The organism is Haloprofundus sp. MHR1 (assembly GCF_005155585.1).
GTDB classification, from domain to species: Archaea; Halobacteriota; Halobacteria; order Halobacteriales; family Haloferacaceae; genus Haloprofundus; species Haloprofundus halophilus.
Genome location: NZ_CP039833.1, coordinates 826399 through 848041, shown reverse-complemented (window position 1 = coordinate 848041; position 21643 = coordinate 826399). Strand labels below are relative to the sequence as shown.

Below are 21643 nucleotides of genomic sequence, written 5' to 3'. Positions count from 1 at the left end.
CTTTTTGTGACGGCTTCGCATACCGGAGCGTGATGCGTGCCGCAGTCCTGCACGAGTACGGAGAACCGCTCGTCGTCGAAGACGTAGACGCACCCGACCCCGCGCCGCACGGCGTCGTCGTCGACGTGGAAGCCTGCGGTATCTGCCGGAGCGACTGGCACGCGTGGCAAGGCCACGGCGAGTGGGCCGACGACCAGGTGCCGAAGGGACAGATTCTCGGCCACGAACCCGCGGGTCGCGTCGTCGCCGTCGGCGAGCGCGTCGATCACCTCCGCGAGGGCGACCGAATCGCCGTCCCGTTCAACCTCGGCGACGGCACCTGCCCGTACTGCCGCAACGGTCACGGGAACGTCTGTGCGGACGGTCTCTCGCTCGGCTTTCAGGCCGAGGCGCCGGGCGCGTTCGCCGAGCAGGTCCACGTCCCTTACGCCGACTACAACGCGATGCCCCTGCCGGAGAGCGTCGCCGCCCGCGACGTGGCCGCGCTCGGCTGTCGGTTCATGACGGCGTTCCACGGACTCGCGCACCGCGCCGACGTCCGCACGGGCGACTGGGTCGCCGTCCACGGCTGCGGCGGCGTCGGGCTCTCGGCAGTGCAGGTCGCCAACGCAGTCGGCGCGCGAGTCGTCGCCGTCGACATCGACGCCGGGAAACTGGACCTCGCGCGCGAGGTCGGCGCGGACGCCGTCGTCGACTCCTCGGAACTCGACGGCCGCGGCGTCACGGGCGCGATTCGCGCCGAGACTGACGGCGGCGCGCACGTCTCCGTCGACGCGCTCGGCCTCGAAGAGACGTGTCGTAACTCGATTTTCTGCCTTCGCAAGCGCGGCACGCACGTCCAACTCGGGCTGACGACCGAGAAGGAACGCGGCGAGGTGTCGCTGCCGACGGACCGGATGACGATGCAGGAAATCTCCTTTTTGGGCTCTCGGGGGATGCCCCCGACTCGGTACGAGGAACTGCTGGGACTGATGGCGACCGGCGACGTCGACCCCGGCGCGCTCGTGAGCCGAGAGGTGCCGCTGTCGGACGTGCCGGAGCGACTGGCGGCGATGACGAACTACGAGACAGAAGGAATCGAGGTCGTGACCGAGTTCTGAACGCGCGCTACCGCCCGCTCCCCGAACCGAGTCCCGGAATCGACGTCCGGTCCTCGACGTAGTTCATCAGCCGAGACGCCGTGATGACGAGCGCCAGATACAGCACCGCGGTGATGGTGAACATCGCCGTGTAGCGGAAGTTCGAGGAGGCGATGTCGTTGGCGCGCTTGAACAGCTCCGGGACGGTGATGAACGCCGCCAGCGAGGAGTACTTGATGAGGTAGATGAGCTCGTTCGTCCAGCCGGGGATGGCGAATCTGAGTCCCTGCGGGAGGACGACATACCGAATCGCGTCCACCTTCGAGAGGCCGATGGCGCGACCGGCGGTGAGTTGCCCCGTGTCGACGCTCTGCAGCGCCGAGCGGATGTACTCCGCCTGGTAGGCGGCGCTGTTGAGTACGAACCCGACGAGCGCGGCCCACGCGGCGTTGTTGGCGAACACGCCGTCGAGAAAGCCGGGGACGTACCCCGAGATGTCCAGTCCGAAGTAGAGCACGAACAACTGCGCCAGAAGCGGCGTCCCTCGAAGGAGTTCGGTGTAGAGGAGCGAGACGTACTTCGAGAGGTTGCCGTAGACGCGGGCGACGCTCAGCGGCACGGCGATGAAGAAGCCGAAGAAGATGCCGAGAACCGTCAACACGAGCGTGAGCCACAGCCCCTCCGAGAGAGTCGGCAGATACTCGACGGCGAACGCGAGCGCGTCGAACGCGCCCGCGAGACCCGGAACCTCGGCTCCGAACGACTCGATGGTCTCGGGTGCGACGAACGGCTGGCCGACCGGGACCAGCAGGCCGCCGAGCCAGTCGTTGGCCCACCGGAGCAGCAGCCACCCCCAGAACAGGACGCCGGCGGCGACGAGCAGCGCCCGTCCGACCGCGCCGGTCGAGATTCGAGGCTCGCTCGACTTCTCTTGCTCTTGAGCCGCGTCGACGACTGGTTCGCTCATGAGTGCATCTCGGTGATGCGCCGGAGGAACGACGCCGTGCGGTCCTGTTCGGGACGGTCGAACAGCTGTTCGGGCGGGCCGCGCTCGACGATCTTCCCGCCGTCGAGAAACAGCATCTCGGAGGCGACCTCCCGCGCGAAGCTCATCTCGTGGGTGACGACGAGCATCGTCATCCCGCGGTCTGCGAGGTCGCGCATCACCTCCAGCACCTCACCGATGAGTTCGGGGTCGAGCGCGCTCGTCGGCTCGTCGAACAGCATCAGTTTCGGCTCCATCGCGAGCGCGCGGGCGATGCCGACGCGCTGCTGCTGGCCGCCGGAGAGCTCGCCGGGGTAGGAGTCGGCCTGCGGCGTGAGCCCGACCATCTCCAGATGCTCGTCGGCGCGCTTTCCGGCCTCTTCCTTGCTGAGGCCGAGCACGCGACGCGGCCCGAGCATGATGTTCTGTCGCGCCGTGAGGTGCGCGAAGAGGTTGAAGTCCTGAAACACCATGCCAACCTCCTTGCGGAGTTCGTTCACGTCGACGTCGGGGCCGGTGACGCGCTCGCCGTCGAGGTAGATGTTCCCGCTGTCTATCTCGGTGAGTCGGTTGACGCAGCGGAGCATCGTCGACTTGCCCGACCCGCTCGGGCCGACGAGCACCGTCACGTCGCCGCGGTCCATCTCGAAACTGACGTCGCGCAGCACTTTCTCGGTCCCGTAGCTCTGGGAGACGCGGTCCACCTCGAGTAGATGTGTGTGATCGCTATCGCTCATGTGCGTCGACCTCCTTCGTAACTGCGCCGACTCCGACCGCTCGAAACCGCCGTCACGCCTGTTCACCGCCCGGTATCTCGTAGTACGAGCCGACGAAGTCGAGTCCCCGATTGGTGACGAACGTCAGCACGAAGTAGATGGCGCTGACGAACAACACCACCTCCAGCACCGCGGTCGTCTGTCGGACGAACAGGTCGTAGCTCCGCGTCAGCAACTCGGCGAGACCGATGGCGAAGACGACGCTCGTGTCCTTGAGGACGATGGTGACTTCGTTCTGGAAGCCCGGAATCGACCGACGGAGCGCCTGCGGCACGACGACGTGGCGGATGGCTTCGAGTTTGCTCATCCCGACAGAGCGCGCCGCCTCCAACTGTCCTTCGTCGACGCTCTGCAGCGCCCCGCGGAAAATCTGGGACTGGTACGCCGCGCTTCGGAACCCCAACCCGAGGACGCTGGCGATGAACGCGTCCGAGAGCGTCACCGTCACGTCGAACAGCCCGAGGGTGAGACTCGGCGTCGAGAACACGAAGTACATGAAGATGAGGATGACGACGATGGGTGTCCCTCTGAGCACGATACCGACCGTCTCGACGAGGAACGTGCTCACCCGGCCGCCGTACACCTCGACGATGCCCGCCGGGAAGCCGACGAGAAAGCCGAGCAGCATGCTGACGACGGTGAGAACGACCGTCAGCACCGCGCCGACGAGAAGGTAGGGGGCGTTGTCGAGGACGAACGCCCAGTCGCCCGTGGTCTGTGCGACGACAGTCGGGTCCATCCGTTACTCCCCGACTGCGGACGAGTTCGAGCTGTTTCCGGACTCGTTACCCGAGGACTCGTTGCCCGACGTCTCCCCGCCGGAGCCGCCGAACCACTCGTTGCGAATCTCCTCGTACTGGCCGCTGTCGCGGACCGCTTGCAGCCCCTCGTTGAGCGCCGACTGCACGTCGCTCTCGTTCTGCCGGAGGCCGAAGCCGTAGCGCTCGCCCGTCTCGTAGACGAACGCGATCTCGACGTCGCGCTGGTCGGCGAACGTCTGCGCGACGGGTTGGTCGATGACGAGCGCGTCGACGTTGCCGTTTTCGAGGTCCTGCACGGCGAGGACGTAGTTGCCGTACGTCCGGAAGTTCGACTGGTCGACGTCGCCGGGTTCGACGAGTTCGCTCTCGACGACGCCCGCGCCCGTCGTACCCTCCTGTGCGCCGACGGTCTGGCCGGCGAGGTCGTCGAGCGACTGCGGGTCGAAGTCGCTTCCGCCGGCGACGAGAATCGACTGGTCGGCGTTGTAGTAGGGGTCCGAGAAGGCGATGGTCTCCTGACGGTCCTCGGTGATGGTCATCGCCGCGGCGATGACGTCGATGCGGTCGTTCTGCAGCGCCGGGATGAGCGAGTCGAACTCGAACTCCTCCCAGTCGGCGAGCGTGTAGTCGGTCTCCTCGACGACGGCCTCCAGCAGGTCGATGTCGAAGCCGACCAGTTCGCCCTGCTCGTCTTTGAACTCGAACGGTGGGAACCCGGGCGCGGTGCCGGGGACGATCTCCGTGTTGCCGCCGTCGCCCCCGTCGGTCCCGGTGTCGTTGCCGGACCCGTCGTCGCCGCCGTCGCTGCCCCCGCCGTTTTCACCGTCTCCGCCGGTGTCGACGGTACATCCTGCGGTCACGGTGAGGCCTGCGACGCTGCTCGCTCCGGCTAACTTCAGATACGTCCGACGACTGACGCCAGACTGACGGTTTGACTTCATACCGATAGACGAGGCCAAGCAGACGCTTCAACTTTTCTTCCTGACCGGAAACAACCACTGGGTCTGACGTGTTTATTCGTTGACTAAGGTTCGACCGGAAGGAAAGCGACGAACCCGAACGGTCGCCTCAATCGCCGCTGACGCCGTGAGTCGTCGCCTGTTCGCTGGTTTCGACGCGTCGGGCGAGCCACGTCGCGGCGACGATACAGAGCGCCGCGAGACCGAACAGCAGCGCGTTGAGGTCGCGGACGAGCGGCGTGTAGACGACGAGGTCGCGACCGAGCAGCGCCACGACCACGAGCAGACCGGCGGCGGTGAGGACGAGTGGACGGAGGCGCGTCAGCGGCGCCTGCGAGTGCGACGCCCGCGTCACCCAGACCGCCGTCGCGACGAGCGCCGCGATGGCGACGAGCGTCGACCCGACGAACAGCGGTTGCGCCGTCGACCCGTACGGGAGGAGCCCCCAGACCCGACTCGTCAGCGCCGCGAAGGCGACGAGCACCAACGTCGCCGGAAGCGCGAGGTTCACCCGTTCGAGCGCCGAGCGCCGGAAGTGGCCGTCGTACGCGCGGAGCGTGCCGAACGTCAGCGCGGTGAAGATGGTCAGCGCGACGACGAAGTGCGCCGCCTGCGTCGGCACCGAGTAGCCGTTCGGAATCAGTCCCGACAGCGTCACCGTCACCGCGCCGATGCTCACCTGCAGGGGGAGGACGACGAGCGCGAGCGTCGTCGAGAGTTTGACGCTCCGCTTCGCGCCGCGCTTCCACGCCCAGGCGGCCGTTCCGAGGATTTGGAAGCCGACGACCATCGCGACGAGCCGGTGGAACCACTCGATGAAACTCGGAATCGTCTGCGGCAGCAGTCCGTTGTCGCACAGCGGCCACTGCGCCGAACAGGCGAGTCCGGACCCGGTCGCGGCGGTGTAGACGCCCAACATCATGAGCAGCGCCGTCGACGCGGTGGTGACGGCCGCAAAGCGCCGGAACGAGAGCCAGTTCGGGCGGGTGCGTGTTCTCAGCATAATCCCTATCGCAGACTCGGGAGCGGGCGTACTTAGACCTGTCCGAACGCCCGTCTGGTCCACTCATCGAACGTGAGACCGCCGAATCGGGTCGAACCGGTTCGACCCGCGTCGAAACGAACCGCTTCGAACCGCGCTGAGACGGCGGAGTCGGCGTCCTCGCTGACCGCCTTCGACCGGTTGAAGTGCGTTCCGCCGGTGCACTCGAACGTGACCGACCACACCGACGACACCGGGGGTAGCGACAGCGGAGTCACGGAGACGGCCGATTCCGACCGACTCGCCGACCGGCGACGCCGGCTCGGCGAGTATCTCGACGACGCCGGTCTCGACGCCGTCTGGTTCGCCCGCCCGAACTCCTTCGCGTGGCTCACCGGCGGCGACAACGTCGTCAGCGCGACGGCCGACCTCGGCGTCGCCGCCGCGGGCTACGTCGCCGAGGACGGAGACGCCGACGCCGGCGAGTTCCGCGTCGTCACCGACAACATCGAAGCGTCGCGGCTCGTCGACGAGGAGCTTCCCGGCGAGTTTACCGTCGAGGCGGGCCGGTGGTACGAGTCGTCGCTCGCGGAGTCGGTCGCCGACCACTCGCCGGAGAACGCGGCCGCGGACTTCGACGTTCCGGGGTTCGGGGAGGTCGACGCCTCGACGCTCCGACAGCCGCTCTCGGAGGGCGATATCGAGGCATACCGGGAACTCGGCCGCGACACCGCCGCTGCCGTCGAGCAGGTCTGCCGTCAACTGGAATCCGGCGACACCGAACACGAGGCGGCGTCGGCGCTGCGCGTGACGCTGTCGGCGCGCGGAATCAACGCGCCCGTCGCCCTCGTCGGTGGCTCCGAACGCGCGCAGTCGTATCGGCATTACACCCCGAAGCTCGCCGAACTCGGCGACTATGCGCTCGTCTCGGTGACGGCGGAGCGGGGCGGCCTCCACGCCAGCACGACCAGAACCGTCGCGTTCGACCCGCCGGAGTGGCTGGCGGAGCGACACGAGAAGGCGACGCGAGTCGAGGCGACGGCGCTGGCGGCGACGCGCGCGGTCGGGCGCGAGAGGGGACCGGCGTCCGAGGTGTTCGGCGCGGTTCAGGCGGCGTACGACGACGTCGGTTTCCCCGACGAGTGGCAGAACCACCACCAGGGCGGCGCGGCGGGCTACGCCGGCCGCGAGTGGTTCGCGACGCCGACGGCCGACGACGAGGTACGTCTCCCGATGGGATACGCCTGGAACCCGACGATTCAGGGCGCGAAGAGCGAGGACACCGTACTCGTCACCGACGACGGGTTCGAGGTGCTCACGAGCACCGGCGAGTGGCCGACTCGGGAGGCCGACGCCGTGGGGTACGACGCGACGGTGGAACGCCACGACGTGCTCTCCTTGTAGTCTGAAAGTAAAACAAGGAGACTGCGCCGCCGATCCGGGAGGGCTTTTTAGGGCAACGTATTTGTCGTGTGAGTGAAACCATGCGACCGTGCCCTGGTACGCAATCGATGCAATCGACGACGCGATAGATTCGACTCGTCGGTTCCTGTTCCCGTTCAGTCTCGGTCGGTGGCTCCGACTCGCAGTGATCGTCTTCTTCCTCGGTGCGCTGAGCACCGGGGGTTCCCCGCCGAGTTTCGGCAACTTCGGCGGGAGCGGCGACGTGCCGACCCAGCCGCAGCCGACGCCCTCGCCGTCTCCGTCGCCGGACCCGACGGGCGGCGTCGACCCCGGGACGCTCACTAACATCGCCCTCCTCGTCGCGGGCCTCGTGGTGTTCGTCATCGTCCTCTCGCTCCTGTTCGGCCTCGTCGGCGACGTGATGCGCTTCGTCTTCCTCGACGCCCTCCGCACCGGCGACGTGCGCATCCGTACTCCGTTCCGTCGCCGACTCGGGAAGGGCGTTCGGCTGTTCGTGTTCAAACTCGTCCTCTCGCTCGCGGTGAACATCCCGATTGTCGCCGGCGCGGCCCTCTTCGTCCTCGCGTTCGCCGCACCCGAGATCCTATCTGGATTCGGCATCGCCCCCGGCGTCGTCACCGGCCTCGGCGCCATCGGTTTCGTCGCGGTCTTCGCCCTCCTCGCAGTCGTCAGTATCGTTCTCGGTCTCGTCGTCGGTCTGACGAACACGTTCGTCACCGCGGTGATGCTCGTCGACGACACCGGTGTCGTCGAGGGCTGGCGACGCTTCTGGACGACGCTGCGCGGCGAGTGGAAGCAGTACCTCGTCTACCTCGTCATGCGTGCCATCCTCGGAATCGGTGTCGGCATCGTCACCAGCATCGTCGTCGCAATCCCCGCGCTCGTCATCGGGGCGATAGCCGTCATCGTCGTCATCGCAATCGTGAGCGCGTTCGGTGCGGCGCTCTCTCCGGCCACGGTCGTTCTGGGCGGTCTGACGCTTCTGGTGGCGTTTCTGGCGTTCCTGCTCGTCGCGCTCCCGGTCGGAATCGTCGTCCAGACGTACTTCCGGACGTACGAACTGATGGTGCTCGGTCGCTCGAACCCGCGGTTCGCCCTCGTCCCGATTCCGGACGACGACGGCGACGAGAACGCCGGAGTCGAACCGGGCGACGGGGACGAGTCCGACGACGGAGACGGACCCGGTGGCGCCGGCGGCTCCGGGGGATTCGGTGACGACCGAACCGACGACGGGCAGTCCGTCGACGGCCCCGACGACGAGCCCACAGGTCGCTCCGGCGCCGACTCCGCCGACTCCGCCGACTCCGCCGACGACTCGCCGTCGTGGCAGTCGACCACCGACGAGACAGCGCCCCCGAGCGGCGGCGAATCCGGCGGCGACGGGGAGAGCGACGACGACGATTCGGGCTTCAAATTCGGTCCCGACAAACGCTGATATTCGTCGTTCGTCGAACCACGATATCGACGCTATCCATAGTTTTTTGCTGACGGAGGGAGTCGCCGCAGCCATGGGGCTGGATGACGACGCACGGGAGTACCACCGGCAATCACCTCCCGGCAAAATCGAGATTTCGACGACGAAACCGACGAACACCCAACGCGACCTGAGCCTGGCGTACTCGCCGGGGGTCGCCGCACCGTGTCTGGACATCGCCGACGACGCAGACGAGGCGTACAACTACACGGCGAAGGGCAACCTCGTCGGCGTCGTCTCGAACGGGTCCGCGGTGCTCGGTCTCGGCAACATCGGCGCACAGGCGTCGAAACCCGTCATGGAGGGGAAGGGCGTGCTGTTCAAGCGCTTCGCCGACATCGACGTGTTCGACATCGAGTTGGACCGCGCCGACGCCGACGAGATTATCGAGTGCGTCTCCGCGATGGAACCGACGTTCGGCGGGGTCAACCTCGAAGACATCAAAGCGCCCGAGTGTTTCGAAATCGAGGAACGGCTCCGCGAAGAGATGTCGATTCCCGTCTTCCACGACGACCAGCACGGGACGGCTATCATCTCCGGCTCGGCGCTTCTGAACGCCGCCGAAATCGTCGACAAGGAGCTCGAAGAGCTCGACATCGTCTTCTCCGGCGCGGGCGCGAGCGCCATCGCCACGGCCCGGTTCTACGTCTCGCTCGGCGCGAAGCGGGAGAACATCACGATGTGCGACTCCTCGGGAATCATCACCGTCGACCGCTCTGACGAGGTCAACGAGTTCAAGCGCGAGTTCGCCGCCGACCGCCCGAACGGCGACCTCGCCGACGCGATGGAGGGCGCGGACGTGTTCGTCGGCCTCTCGGTCGCCGACATCGTCTCCCAGGAGATGGTGCGGTCGATGGCCGACAACCCCGTCATCTTCGCGATGGCGAACCCCGACCCCGAGATAACGTACGAGGCGGCCAAAGACGCCCGCGACGACACGGTCATCATGGCGACGGGTCGCTCGGACTACCCGAACCAGGTGAACAACGTGCTCGGCTTCCCGTTCATCTTCCGCGGCGCGCTCGACGTGCGCGCGACCGAAATCAACGAGGCGATGAAAGTCGCCGCCGCGGAGGCGCTCGCCGAACTGGCCCGTCAGGACGTCCCCGACGCCGTCGTGAAGGCCTACGGCGACCAGCCGCTGCAGTTCGGCTCGGAGTACATCATCCCGAAACCGCTCGACCCGCGCGTGCTGTTCGAGGTCGCGCCCGCCGTCGCGCAGGCCGCGATGACCAGCGGCGCGGCTCGCAAGGACCTCGACGTGGCCGATTACGAGGAGCGCCTCGAAGCCCGTCTCGGCAAGTCCCGCGAGATGATGCGCGTCGTGCTCAACAAGGCGAAGTCGGACCCCAAGCGCGTCGCGCTGGCGGAGGGCACCGACGAGAAGATGATTCGCGCCGCCTACCAGATTCAAGAACAGGGTATCGCCGACCCGATTCTCCTCGGCGACGCGGACACCATCCGCGCCACCGCCGCCGACCTCGGGCTGGAGTTCGACGCCAACATCGTCGACCCGGCGGGCGAAGACCACGAGGGCTACGCCGACAGGCTCCACGAGCTCCGCCGCCGCAAAGGCATCACCCGGAGCGAGGCGGGCGAGCTCATCAGCCGCGACAGCAACTACTTCGGTAGCGTGATGGTCGAACAGGGCGACGCAGACGCGCTCCTCACCGGTCTCACCCACCACTACCCGAGCGCGCTGCGGCCGCCGCTGCAGGTCATCGGCACCGCCGAAGACGCCGACTACGCCGCGGGCGTGTACATGCTGACGTTCAAGAACCGCGTCATCTTCGCCGCCGACACGACGGTGAACCTCGACCCCGACGACGAGGTGCTCGCCGAGATCACGAAACACACCGCCGAACTCGCGCGGCGGTTCAACGTCGAACCGCGCGCGGCGATGCTGTCGTACTCGAACTTCGGCAGCGTTGAGAACGAGGGCACCCGAAAGCCGCGGCAGGCGGTCGACATCCTGCACGACGACCCCGAGGTCGACTTCCCCGTCGACGGCGAGATGCAGGCCGACACCGCCGTCGTCGAGGATATCCTCGAAGGTACCTACGACTTCACGGAGCTCGACGAACCGGCGAACGTGCTCATCTTCCCGAACCTCGAAGCGGGCAACATCGGCTACAAACTGCTGCAGCGCCTCGGCGGCGCGGAGGCAATCGGTCCGATGCTCGTCGGCATGGACAAACCCGTTCACGTGCTCCAGCGCGGCGACGAAGTGAAGGACATCGTGAATCTGGCGGGTGTGGCGGTCGTGGACGCCCAGGAAGAGTAACACGCGAGCGGAGTTCTCGTGAGCCACCGGCGAACGAGAGTTCGGGAGAGCGTCGCTCTCCCGGTTCGAGCGTTTTTTGGTCCGGATTTTTGCGCGAGCGGGTCGCGGAGCGACCCCGAGCGGAAAAAGGTGGAAGCGACATCGTGAACCTGGCGGGCGTGGCGGTCGCGGACGCGCAGGAAGAGTAGTAATCGGCCGATAGCGACCGTCGACTCTGGTTTCTTTTCGTTTCTAAACTCCGTCAGACACCGCCGAAACGAGGGGAAGGCTCCGAGTGTCACTGGTGGGATACTACAATCCCGGTCACCGGAAGGCGGTCACTCGGGGCAGTACTTGTAGGTGAAGTGTGTCGAGATGGCCTCCTCGCCGACGGTGAAGACGGCGATACCGCTGTTGTCTCGCTCGCCTTCCCACTTCAGTCGCGCCTCCATCTTCTGGGCTGCGACGGTTATCGTCGGGGTCGCGCCATCGTCGACGATATCCCGTGAAACCCACCGCTCTTCTTCGGGAAGCTCTATCACCCGACGGCTGTCTCCCACGGTCAGCGCGACGGTGACGGCTCCGGGATAGGCAGCATTGCTGATGACGATGTCCGCCGCGCTGTCGAAGTCGAACCACGGTGGCGCTGCACCTCGGTTCCCTCCAGTTCGTGGTCGACAGTACCGGTCTCGGTGGGCATGTCCATCACTCTCGGTAGCAGTCGCGCTTTCGGAGACTGCCGCACCGTCTTCGTTCGAACTCGCAGTGCACCCCGCGAGTGCAGCGCCGCCGGTCGCAGCTACGGACAACAGGCGACGCCGAGAGAGGGAGGGCATCGTTTCCTGTCGTCGTTCCGACTATATAAGCGTCTTCGGTGGTCGACGGTCGGGTGGTGCCCTGTGTCGTTTTCACACCGTGAGACGTGGAGGACTCGCCTTCCGCTACTGATTATCCGAACGTCAGCACGGCCAATCCGGCGACGTAGCCGGCGAAGAGTACGCCGCCGTAGACGACGAACGTCACCGAGTCCGGCGGCGAGTACACCGACGCGTAGCCGAGCACGCCGAGGAGGACGAACCCCCAGTCGCGGTGCAGTACCGACGAGGAGACGATGCCGTCGCCGACGAGCGCGACCATCAGCGGAGGTAGCGAGAGGGCGACGCCGACGGCGACGGGCAGAAACAGCGCCACCTCCGCCAGCCAGTACGGTCGGTACGCCGGGACGAACCCGCTTCTGAGGATGCCGAACTTGAGCAGTTCCAGCAGTGCGGGAACGACGAGCACCGCACCGAGGACGACGCCGAGCAGACAGAGTCCCGCCGACAGGAGATACAGCCGTCTCGTTCGCGTGCCGTGTGGACGAATCTCCGCGCGTGCCTGCCAGAGGAGCGCCGTTCCGGCGACGCCGACGCCCGCGAGCGCTGCGACCTGCAGTTCGACGCCGAGCGAGACCAGCGGGTCGGTCGGGAGCGTCGTCCCCGCGGGCGCGTAGACGCCGAGCGCGGCCTTCTGGAGGTCGACCCCGGTCGCTCGAAACGCGGCGAGCGTCAGCGCGACGGCGACGGAAAACAGGAGGGTGAGTTCGCGTGCCTGCGTGCGGGCAATCCGCAGAAGAACGCCACTCCCTCTGGGTCCGAGCTCCCGCACGCGATCTGCTTCGAGGACCATGCGAGGGGTATGCCCAACCGTGTTATCAATTTTCTCCCCCCGAATCCGCCTCCGCGACTCCCTCCGTCGACATCGTCGACGTCCGCGACTGACCCGGGCTGTCAGGTGTCGTCGGCGTCTGTCACCGAGTCGGAGCGTCGATTTTCGGCTCCGTCCTCGTCGCCCCCTTCGCCGGCGTTCGTCCCGTCGCCCCCTTCGCCGGCGTTCGTCCCGTCACCCCCTTCGCCAGCGTCTGTCCCGTCTCCGAGCGCTCGGGCGGGGTTCCCGACGACGGACGTCTCGGGGGGAACGTCGTCGACGACGACGGAGCCCGCCCCGACGCGGGCGTTCTCGCCGACGGTGAGCGGCCCGATGAGGGTCGCGTTCGCGCCCAAGACGGCGCCGTCCTCGACGGTTGGGTGGCGCTTCGTCCGCTGCATCGAGTTGCCGCCGAGCGTGACGCCGTGGTAGAGTACGACGTCGTCGCCTATCTCGGCCGTCTCGCCGACGACGACGCCCATTCCGTGGTCGATGAACACCCGACGGCCCACCGTCGCCGCCGGGTGGAGTTCGACGCCGGTGAGAAACCGCGAGAGATGAGAGAGCAGTCGAGCGGGGAGGTGCAGCTGTGCGTTCCACAGCGCGTGCGCTAACCGGTGCATCCAGAGCGCGTGGACCCCTGGGTACGTCAACAGAACTTCAGTGTAACTCAGCGCGGCCGGGTCGTTCTCCAGTGCGGCGCGCAGGTCTTCCCGGAGTCGTGTCCACGGTGACGGCATCGCTCGAACTGTCGTCGTCGCGGACGGATAGCTGTGTGCGTTTCGCCCCGGACTCGCCTGTCTCAGTCGCCCGCGGTCCGTTCGGTCCGCGACGGCGGGAGAACGCCGTCGCCGGCGCCGTTCGAGGCTCCCGGCGGTTCGGGGAGCACGCAGCGGTCGGGTTCGCGGTTCACGTGAGCGTACTCGGTGGGCGTGTTCGCCAGCACGTGGGCGGGATTCTCGCGGCTGTCGATGCGCGCCGCGCGGAGGTCGCCGAACCCCGAGATGCGCGCGAGGATGCCGCGCCAGTGGTTCTCGCTCCCGTCCGGGACCGGCGGCGTTCCGGCGGGGTTCCACGACGGGTCGGCGGCCGCGAGCGTCGCGGCGTTGACGTTCGCCGCCAGGTCGTCGTGGTCGACGAGGACGCCGACGCTCGCGGACCTGGGTGCGCGCGCGGCCAGCACGTCCAAGCCGAGGTGAAGCGCACGGTACTCGGCGACGTTGTTGTTCGGGACGGCGTCGGGGAGGGAGACGCGGGCGACCCGTACGCCGTCGCGCGTCTCGATGACGGCCCCGAGTCCGCCCCTGCCGGGACGGTACGACCCGTCGGTCGCGACGTAGAACTGGCGGTGGTGGGTTCGCGGCGGATGCGCGATGTGCGGGGTGGGCGATTGGTCGAACAGATTTCTCAGCGATGACCGGCGGTGTGCGGCCATATCGCACGCTTGGTAATTCCGATACTTAACTGTATGGTCGACGTGTCATACCAGTAGTAACTCGACCACGTGTTGCGATTGGTCATACCATAGCATATATATCGGGGTAACGCCCATGTGCGTTCATGACTGAAGACAGGCAGTCACGTGTTAGCAGACGCCGTTACCTCCAGTTGGCAGGCGGTGCCGCCGCGACGGCAGCACTCGCCGGTTGTTCCGGCGACTCCGACGAGATAAACACCGAGACGCCCGCGGACACCGGGGGCGACGGCGGTGGAAACGACACCGGTAACGACACCGGGAGCTCCGACGGGGAGGACAACCAGGACGGCGGAGAGTTCGCCGTCACCATCACGCAGGGGCAGATGGACTCCGGTCTCGACCCTCACGACCACCGTGAGACGACGACGGACATCATCACCATGCAGATGTACGAGGGGGCGCTCGACCGGAACCGCGAGGGGCAGGTCATCGAGGGCCTCGCCGAGAACTACGAACAGGCGGAACCGGACCGCGTTCGTCTCACGCTCCGCGAGGGCGTCACGTTCCACAACGGCGACGAACTCACCCCCGCGGACGTCGCGTTCAGCATCAACCGCATCGTCAACCCCGACGTCGGCAACCTCGCCAGCCCGCAGAGCGACCAGTTGGCGGGTATCACGGACGCGCAGCCGGTCGAGGGCGAGAACGCGGTCGACGTCGTCTCCGACGGCGTCAACCCGATGGCCGTCGGGCTGCTCGCCAGCTACGGTGACATCATGCAGCAGTCGTGGGTCGAATCGAACGACAACAGCTACATCAACAGCCACGCAAACGGCACCGGACCGTTCCAGCTGTCGAACTACACCCAAGACGAGAGCGTCGAGTACACGAAGTACGAAGGGTACTGGCGCGAACCGGCGGCCGTCGACGCGCTGACCATCACCTCGGCGTCAGAGTCGAGCACCCGCGTCAACCAGCTCGTCAGCGGCGAGACGGACATCGTCGTCAACGTCCCACCACAGGAGGTCAGCCGCATCAACGGCAACGACAACACGAGCGTCGAAGCCGTACCGAGTACGCGCGTCATCTACAACGGAATGCGGTACGACGTCGAGCCGTTCTCGAACCGCGACTTCCGGCGAGCGATGAACCTCGCCATCGACCTCGACACTATCGTCGCGGAGGTGCTCGCGGACTTCTCGGACCCGACGGGTCAGCCGACGCTCGAAGGGTTCGTCGGCTACAACCCCGACATCGACCCGTACCCGTACGACGTCGAGCAGGCCGAACAGCTCGTCGAGGAGAGCGGGTTCGCCGGCGCGACGCTCGAACTGCACACGCCGGTCGGTCGCTACCTGAAAGACCTCGAGATCGCGCAGGCGGTCGTCGGCTACATCAACGAGCTCTCGAACGTCGAAGCCGAGGTGACCCAGCGCGACTTCGGTGACCTCGCCGCGCAGCTCACCACCGGCAACATCGAGGACATGCCCGACTGGTACCTCATCGGCTGGGGCAACGAGACGTTCGACGCGAGTCAGACGCTCATCCCGCTGCTGTCGACCGACGGCGCGCTGTCGAGTTGGAGCAACGAGGAGTTCGACAGCCTACTCGACGAGGCGGGGCAGACCGCCGACGCCGACCAGCGCGAACAGCTGCTTCGGGAGGCGAACCAACTCGCCCACGACGAGGCGCCGTGGATCTTCCTCAACCGGCAGTACAGCGTCTACGGAGCGAGTTCGCGTATCGACTGGCAGCCACGTCGCGACGAGTCCATCAAGGCGTACGAAATCGCCCAGCCGTAACGGACGACTCACGCGGCCTTCTCTCCACTCAATCATGTCATTTGCACGATTCATAATCAAGCGGAGCCTGCAGGGAATCTTCGTCGTCTGGGGTGTCGTGACGGTCGTATTCCTCCTGCGGTTCTCTACGCCGGGCGACCCCGTCAACTTCATCGCCCCGTTAGACGCCAGTCCCGAACTTCGGCAGCGTATCGCCGAGGAACTCGGGTTGAACCAACCACTGTACGTCCAGTACCTCGACTATCTCGCGGGGTTGCTCACCGGCGATATGGGCTACTCGTACATCTCGGGGACGGAAGCGGCGACGCGTATCTTCGCTCGCATCCCGGCGACCGTCGAACTCGCCGTCGCCGCCACCGTCGTCGCGATCATCATCTCGATTCCGCTGGGCGTCGTCAGCGCGACGCGACGGCACGAACCGGCCGACTACGCCGCGACGACGTTCTCGCTCGCGGGTATCAGCACGCCGAACTTCTGGCTCGGCATCATGCTCGTGCTCGTCTTCGCGGTGCAGTTGAACTTCCTGCCGACGAGCCGCCGACCTATCGGATTCACCCCCGCGATGGGGTATCTCGTCGCGGGCAACCCCGCCGGAATCGTCCTCTGGTTGCAGCACATCACGCTCCCGGCCATCACGCTGGGGACGTACTTCACGGCGCTCGTGACGCGCCTGACGCGCAGCGGGATGCTCGACGAGCTCGGCAAGAGCTACGTCGACGCCGCCCGCGCCAAGGGGCTTCCGGAGACGCTCGTCCGGTACAAGCACGCGCTCCGGAACACGCTCATCCCGGTCATCACCGTTCTCGGCCTCCAGCTGGGGACGCTCATCGGCGGCGCGGTCATCACCGAGGCGGTGTTCGCGTGGCCCGGACTGGGAACGCTCGTCATCAACAGCATCAACACCCGTGACTGGCCGCTCATCCAGGGCAGTCTCATCATCATCGGGTCGAGTTTCGTCTTCGTGAACATCGTCGTCGACGCGCTGTACGCGTACGTCAACCCACAGGTGGTGTACGACTGATGGTCGCTCCACGCACGTGGCGGAATCTCCGCCGCGAACTCCGCGGGAGCGCGCTCGCCAAGATCGGCATCGTGCTGGTGTTGGCCATCATCTTCGTGGCGATGTTCGCGCCGTTCATCGCGCCGTACGACCCGTATCAGCAGGATCTACAGAATTCGCAGGTGCCGCCGCTCGGGTTCAGCACGACCGAGAACGAGACGCGCTCGGAGATGGTCAACGGGAGCATCCAGGTCATCGAGGAGGAGGTGACGGTGAACGCGACGATGGCCCACCCGCTCGGCACCGACGCGCTCGGCCGCGACATGCTCTCGCGGACCATCTACGGGGCGCGTACGTCGCTGCTCGTCGGCGTCCTCGGGACGCTGTTGGCGGTGCTCATCGGCGTCACCGTCGGCCTCACCGCCGGCTACTACGGCGGCCGCGTCGACGACGGCCTGATGCGGATGTCCGACATCATGTTGGCGTTCCCGTCGCTCGTCCTGGCTATCGCGCTCATCGGCCTGTTCGGCGGGGTGACGATACGGATACCCGACCCGTTCGTCGCCGTCGGACTCGCGCCCGACATGCCGTCGAACATCGTGTTACCGGGCACCGTCGTGCTCGTCGTGGCACTGGTCAACTGGGTGTGGTTCGCTCGCGTCGCCCGCGGCGAGGCGCTCAGCCTCCGCAGCGAGGAGTACGTGAAAGCCGCCCGCGCGCTCGGCGCGAGCGACGGCTCTATCGTGGCGCGACACATCTTCCCGAACAGCATCACTCCCATCCTGGTGTTGGCGACGATTCAGGTCGCCGCCATCATCCTCCTGGAGAGCTCGCTGTCGTACCTCGGCTTCTCGGGGGCGAACCTCTCGTGGGGGCTCGACATCGCACAGGGCCGTGACTATCTGGCGTCGGCGTGGTGGATCGCGTCGATTCCCGGCGTCGCCATCGTCTTCGCCGTCATCGGGGTCAACCTCGTCGGCGACTGGCTGCGCGACGCGCTCGACCCCGGCATCGAGGGGGAAGGAGGCGTTTAGATGGACGAGATACTCAAAGTCAGAGATCTGAAGACGCGGTTCTTCACGGAGGAGGGACAGGTCAACGCCGTCGAGGGCGTCAGTTTCGACGTTCGAGACGGCGAGATATTCGGCATCGTCGGCGAGTCCGGCAGCGGCAAGTCGGTGACGGCGCTGTCGGTCATCGACCTCATCGAGTCGCCCGGCAGGGTGACCGCCGGCGAGGTCTGGTACCGAAACGAGGCGCTCGCCGACGAGTTCCGCGAACAGAAGCCGGACGCCGTCGACGGCGCGTTCGTCGACCTGCGGCAGTTACCCAAGGGCGTCCGCCGGTCGCTTCGCGGTCCCTCGTTCAGCATGGTGTTTCAGGACCCGATGAGCAGTCTCAACCCCTCCATCACGGTGGGCGAACAGATCGCCGAAGCGGTCGAGGTCCAGCGCCGCGCCCGCGCGAACCCGCGGAGCACCCGCTCGCGGACCCAAGGGTACGGTCTCGCGCAGTACCTCGTCGACAGCGTCGTCCCCGGTCGGGAGTACACGAGCGACGAGAGCAAAGAGCGAGCCATCGAACTGCTCGAACAGGTCGGCATCCCCGACCCGGAGGCGCGCGCCGAGGAGTACCCCCACCAGTTCTCCGGCGGGATGCTCCAGCGGGCGATGATCGCGCAGGCGCTCGCGGGCGAACCCGACGTCCTCGTCGCCGACGAACCGACGACGGCGCTCGACGTGACGATTCAGGCGCAGATTCTGAACCTGCTCAGAGAGCTACAGCGCGAACAGGATATGAGCATCATCATGATAACGCACGACCTCGGCGTCATCGCGCGGATGTGCGACCGCGTCGGCGTCATGTACGCCGGACAGGTCGTCGAACGCGGCACGCTCGAAGACATCTTCGAACGGCCGGTACACCCGTACACGGAGGGGCTGTTGGGGTCGATTCCGGACCTCGAAGACCCGTCACCGCGGCTGTCGCCCATCGAAGGCAACGTGCCGAGTCTGCTCGACTCGGAGATGGGCGGCCGCTGTTACTTCGCGGACCGCTGCCCGAAGGCGATGGAGACGTGTCTCAACCCCATCCCCGAGTACGACACCGACAGCGGCGACGTCGTCGGCGACGGCGCGAACGCGGAGGCGGTTCACACCGCCCGCTGCGTGCTCGCGACCCGCGAGTTCGACCCCGCGGAGGCGCTCGCCGACGACTACTTCCGCGGCGCGGACGAGGCGGCGGACCCGGAGACGCCGGAGGACGCCGCCGAACAGGAGGTGGTGAGCGATGACTGAGAACCGCCGACCGACGGCGACCGACGGCGACCCGCTCCTTCGGGTCACCGACCTGAAGAAGTACTACGGCGAGGAGAGTTCGCTGTTCGACACGCTGCTCGGCCGCGAGTCCGAGAGCGTCAAGGCCGTCGACGGTATCAGTTTCGACGTTCACAAAGGCGAGACGCTGGGGCTCGTCGGCGAGTCCGGATGCGGGAAGTCGACCACCGGCGAGACGCTGCTTCGCCTGCGAGAGGCGACCGACGGCCGCGTCGAGTTCGCCGGCGACGACGTCTACGAGATGGAGGGCGACGAACTGACCGAGTTCCGCCGCCGCGCCCAGATCGTCTTCCAGGACCCCTTCTCCAGTCTCGACCCCCGGATGACCATCGGCGAGATAATCTCGGAGCCGTACCGAATCCACGGACTGCCCGAGGAGTCGCCCGACGACGGGCGCTCGAAGCGCGAGTGGCGCATCGACCGGGCCGCCGAACTGCTCGAACGCGTCGGGCTCTCGGCGAACCACGTCGAGCGCTACCCGCACGAGTTCTCCGGCGGGCAGCGCCAGCGGGTCGGTATCGCTCGCGCGCTCGCGCTCGAACCGGAGTTCATCGTGCTCGACGAACCCGTCTCCGCGCTCGACGTGAGCGTGCAGGCGCAGGTGTTGAACCTGCTGGACGACCTCCAGGAGGAGTTCGGCCTCACATACCTGTTCATCGCGCACGACCTCTCGGTGGTCCGCCACATCTGCGACCGAGTCGCCGTGATGTACCTCGGCAACATCGTCGAACTCGGGCCGACCGACGACCTGTTCGACGACCCGCAGCACCCCTACACGCGAGCGCTGTTGGAGAGCGTCCCGCGGGCCGCAGTCGCAGAGAGCGGCCGCCACGTCGAACCGCTCGCGGGCGACGTGCCGAGCCCGCGGAACCCGCCGAGCGGCTGTCGGTTCCGCACGCGCTGTCCGCGGGTCATCCCGCCCGCCGACGTGACGCTCTCGCAGCGGGCGTACCGCGAGGTGATGGACCTCAGAGACCGCCTCGAACGCGGCGAGTTGAGCGCGGAGTCGGTGTGGAACAACGTCGACGACGAGACCGACAAACCGGGGTTCAAGCGCCACCTCCGAGAGGAGTTCTTCAGTCACGACCTGAGCGGCGACGACGAAGCGGCCGTCGAACGGGCGCTGGAGGCGTTGTCGAACGGCGACACGGAGGAAGCGATCGCCATCCTCCGCGAACGCTTCGAGAGCGTCTGTGAGACCACTCGACCGCTGTTGCAGGAGCGCGAGCACCCGTCGGCGTGCCACCTGTACGAGCAACCGGCGGACGCACCGGTCGACCGCGACCCGGTGCGCGCGCACCCGGAAGCCGACGTCGTCGGCGACGACGAGACGGGCGCGGAGGCCGACTGAGTCGCACGTCGGTCCCGCGGGCGCGTCGCAACCGGCCTCCTCCGCCGCAAACGAAAACTACACGCCCCCCGACCGACCAGTTTCGACGTGACTCAAACACGGGACGCACTGCTGTTTCTCCTCCTGGCCGCCGTCTGGGGTTCGGCGTTCATGGCCATCAACGCCGGATTGGCGTCGTTTCCGCCGGTGCTGTTCGCGGCGCTGCGCTACGACATCGCGGGCGTGTTGATGCTCGGCTACGCCGCGTACGCCGTCGACGACCCGATACCCCGAACCCGCCAGCAGTGGGCCGCCGTCGCCGTCGGCGCGGTCTTTCTCATCGCGGCCTACCACGTCCTGTTGTTCGTCGGCCAGAGCGGGCCGGTGACGAGCGCCGCCGCGGCGGTTCTCGTCAGCCTCAGCCCCGTCTTGACGTCGGTGTTCGCGCGGATGTTCCTCCCGAGCGAGCGACTCACCGCCGCCGGCGCCGCGGGCCTCCTGTTGGGTCTGGTGGGCGTCGCCGTCCTCTCGGACCTGGACCCCACCAACCTGCTCGCGGGCGCGACGGTGTCGAAACTGCTCGTCTTCGGCGCAGCGGCGGCGTTCGCGCTCGGAAGCGTCCTCTCTCAGCGCATCGACGACGGGCTCCCCATCGAGACGATGGAGGCGTGGGCGATGCTCGGCGGCGCGGCGCTGATGCACGTCGTCTCGCTCGGGATGGGCGAGACGCTCGCCGACATCACCTGGACGACGCGAGGTGTCGCGGCGCTGCTGTACCTCTCGCTGGCGGCGAGCGCGCTCGGTTTCCTCGTCTACTTCGACCTCCTGGACCGACTGGGGGCCATCGAGATCAACCTCGTCTCCTACGTCGCGCCCGTCTTCGCCGCGATTTCGGGCTATCTCGTCCTCCAAGAACCGCTGAGCACGGAGACGGCGCTCGGCTTTCTGTTCATCTTCGGCGGGTTCGTCCTGCTGAAACGCGATGCGATACGCGAGCAGTTGGTCGGCCGTTCCGCCGGGCTGTCGTAACCGCCGGCCGTCCGAGGGTCGGGCGCTACTCGACTCGCTCCGTCCGCTCGGCTTCGACCACTTCGCCGACCATCGACCAGCCGTCGTCGTCCGGCCCCTTCCGGCCGAGCAACACGGACTCGTTGTCCTCGCTCGTGATGAGCCGATAGTCGGCGTCGTCGTCCTCGCAGGTGCCCTCGCCCTGGAACTCCCGTTGGAAGAACTGCGTCCCCGAGAAGTGGTAGACGGCGCTCGAACCGTCCGAGAGCGTCAGTCGAACCGGTTCGGGCGAGACGTTGTGGATGCGCTTTGCGATGGGGTTGAGGTCGGCCATTTCGCCCGAAGGGTCGGCGCCGCGGG

The 21643-nt window shown here is 67.0% G+C and carries 20 protein-coding genes; 10 read left to right on the top strand and 10 right to left on the bottom strand.

Annotated features, from left to right (window positions below; all coding sequences use genetic code 11):
- The first annotated feature begins 32 nt into the window (after nucleotides 1-32).
- Nucleotides 33-1100, top strand: coding sequence for a zinc-dependent alcohol dehydrogenase family protein (locus tag FCF25_RS04215; RefSeq protein WP_137047427.1), 1068 nt, complete (start codon nucleotides 33-35; stop codon nucleotides 1098-1100).
- A gap of 7 nt (nucleotides 1101-1107) precedes the next feature.
- On the opposite strand, the gene FCF25_RS04210 is transcribed toward FCF25_RS04215, so the two are convergent.
- The 5 genes from FCF25_RS04210 to FCF25_RS04190 all read right to left on the bottom strand — a co-directional run bounded on the left by FCF25_RS04210 (nucleotide 1108) and on the right by FCF25_RS04190 (nucleotide 5563).
- Nucleotides 1108-2046 (bottom strand): amino acid ABC transporter permease, encoded by a 939-nt coding sequence (locus FCF25_RS04210; RefSeq protein WP_137047426.1) that lies wholly within the window; start codon nucleotides 2044-2046, stop codon nucleotides 1108-1110.
- Nucleotides 2043-2801 carry an amino acid ABC transporter ATP-binding protein gene (locus tag FCF25_RS04205; RefSeq protein WP_137047425.1) on the bottom strand — a complete coding sequence of 253 codons (759 nt, stop codon included), beginning with the start codon at nucleotides 2799-2801 and terminating at the stop codon, nucleotides 2043-2045. Before FCF25_RS04205 ends, FCF25_RS04210 begins: the two co-directional genes overlap by 4 nt.
- 52 nt (nucleotides 2802-2853) lie before the next feature.
- Nucleotides 2854-3579 (bottom strand): amino acid ABC transporter permease, encoded by a 726-nt coding sequence (locus FCF25_RS04200; RefSeq protein ID WP_117594920.1) that lies wholly within the window; start codon nucleotides 3577-3579, stop codon nucleotides 2854-2856.
- 3 nt (nucleotides 3580-3582) lie between these two features.
- Nucleotides 3583-4542 (bottom strand): basic amino acid ABC transporter substrate-binding protein, encoded by a 960-nt coding sequence (locus FCF25_RS04195; protein WP_137047424.1) that lies wholly within the window; start codon nucleotides 4540-4542, stop codon nucleotides 3583-3585.
- A gap of 127 nt (nucleotides 4543-4669) precedes the next feature.
- Nucleotides 4670-5563: a heme A synthase gene (locus FCF25_RS04190; RefSeq protein WP_137047423.1), complete on the bottom strand. Its 894-nt coding sequence runs from the start codon at nucleotides 5561-5563 to the stop codon at nucleotides 4670-4672.
- 210 nt (nucleotides 5564-5773) lie between these two features.
- On the opposite strand from FCF25_RS04190, the gene FCF25_RS04185 reads away from it, so the two are divergent.
- The 3 genes from FCF25_RS04185 to FCF25_RS04175 all read left to right on the top strand — a co-directional run bounded on the left by FCF25_RS04185 (nucleotide 5774) and on the right by FCF25_RS04175 (nucleotide 10725).
- Complete coding sequence (locus tag FCF25_RS04185) at nucleotides 5774-6946, top strand: Xaa-Pro peptidase family protein (RefSeq protein ID WP_137047422.1); 1173 nt, start codon at nucleotides 5774-5776, stop codon at nucleotides 6944-6946.
- A gap of 88 nt (nucleotides 6947-7034) precedes the next feature.
- Nucleotides 7035-8402, top strand: coding sequence for a DUF4013 domain-containing protein (locus FCF25_RS04180; protein ID WP_137047421.1), 1368 nt, complete (start codon nucleotides 7035-7037; stop codon nucleotides 8400-8402).
- A gap of 73 nt (nucleotides 8403-8475) precedes the next feature.
- Nucleotides 8476-10725: an NADP-dependent malic enzyme gene (locus FCF25_RS04175; RefSeq protein WP_137047420.1), complete on the top strand. Its 2250-nt coding sequence runs from the start codon at nucleotides 8476-8478 to the stop codon at nucleotides 10723-10725.
- Nucleotides 10726-11042: 317 nt separating this feature from the next.
- On the opposite strand, the gene FCF25_RS04170 is transcribed toward FCF25_RS04175, so the two are convergent.
- The 4 genes from FCF25_RS04170 to FCF25_RS04155 all read right to left on the bottom strand — a co-directional run bounded on the left by FCF25_RS04170 (nucleotide 11043) and on the right by FCF25_RS04155 (nucleotide 13825).
- A complete protein-coding gene (locus FCF25_RS04170) occupies nucleotides 11043-11246 on the bottom strand; it encodes a hypothetical protein (protein WP_137047419.1) in 204 nt (67 codons plus the stop codon).
- A gap of 406 nt (nucleotides 11247-11652) precedes the next feature.
- Nucleotides 11653-12372: a twin-arginine translocase subunit TatC gene (locus tag FCF25_RS04165; RefSeq protein ID WP_117594913.1), complete on the bottom strand. Its 720-nt coding sequence runs from the start codon at nucleotides 12370-12372 to the stop codon at nucleotides 11653-11655.
- 101 nt (nucleotides 12373-12473) lie between these two features.
- On the bottom strand, nucleotides 12474-13130 hold the full coding sequence (gene cysE / locus FCF25_RS04160) for a serine O-acetyltransferase (RefSeq protein ID WP_137047418.1): 657 nt from the start codon (nucleotides 13128-13130) through the stop codon (nucleotides 12474-12476).
- Between the two features lie 62 nt (nucleotides 13131-13192).
- Nucleotides 13193-13825: a reverse transcriptase-like protein gene (locus tag FCF25_RS04155; protein ID WP_137047417.1), complete on the bottom strand. Its 633-nt coding sequence runs from the start codon at nucleotides 13823-13825 to the stop codon at nucleotides 13193-13195.
- A gap of 125 nt (nucleotides 13826-13950) precedes the next feature.
- Between FCF25_RS04155 and FCF25_RS04150 the strand changes: the two genes are divergently transcribed.
- The 6 genes from FCF25_RS04150 to FCF25_RS04125 all read left to right on the top strand — a co-directional run bounded on the left by FCF25_RS04150 (nucleotide 13951) and on the right by FCF25_RS04125 (nucleotide 21304).
- Nucleotides 13951-15609 carry an ABC transporter substrate-binding protein gene (locus FCF25_RS04150; RefSeq protein ID WP_137047416.1) on the top strand — a complete coding sequence of 553 codons (1659 nt, stop codon included), beginning with the start codon at nucleotides 13951-13953 and terminating at the stop codon, nucleotides 15607-15609.
- Nucleotides 15610-15643: 34 nt separating this feature from the next.
- A complete protein-coding gene (locus tag FCF25_RS04145) occupies nucleotides 15644-16630 on the top strand; it encodes an ABC transporter permease (RefSeq protein WP_137047415.1) in 987 nt (328 codons plus the stop codon).
- Nucleotides 16630-17643, top strand: a complete 1014-nt coding sequence (locus tag FCF25_RS04140) for an ABC transporter permease (RefSeq protein WP_137047414.1) — start codon at nucleotides 16630-16632, stop codon at nucleotides 17641-17643. The genes FCF25_RS04145 and FCF25_RS04140 overlap by 1 nt, the downstream gene beginning before the upstream one ends.
- Nucleotides 17644-18906, top strand: a complete 1263-nt coding sequence (locus FCF25_RS04135) for an ABC transporter ATP-binding protein (protein WP_117594907.1) — start codon at nucleotides 17644-17646, stop codon at nucleotides 18904-18906.
- Complete coding sequence (locus FCF25_RS04130) at nucleotides 18899-20296, top strand: ABC transporter ATP-binding protein (RefSeq protein ID WP_137047413.1); 1398 nt, start codon at nucleotides 18899-18901, stop codon at nucleotides 20294-20296. Before FCF25_RS04135 ends, FCF25_RS04130 begins: the two co-directional genes overlap by 8 nt.
- A gap of 87 nt (nucleotides 20297-20383) precedes the next feature.
- On the top strand, nucleotides 20384-21304 hold the full coding sequence (locus tag FCF25_RS04125; RefSeq protein WP_117594905.1) for a DMT family transporter: 921 nt from the start codon (nucleotides 20384-20386) through the stop codon (nucleotides 21302-21304).
- 25 nt (nucleotides 21305-21329) lie between these two features.
- On the opposite strand, the gene FCF25_RS04120 is transcribed toward FCF25_RS04125, so the two are convergent.
- Complete coding sequence (locus FCF25_RS04120) at nucleotides 21330-21617, bottom strand: transcriptional regulator (protein WP_137047412.1); 288 nt, start codon at nucleotides 21615-21617, stop codon at nucleotides 21330-21332.
- Nucleotides 21618-21643: the final 26 nt, after the last annotated feature.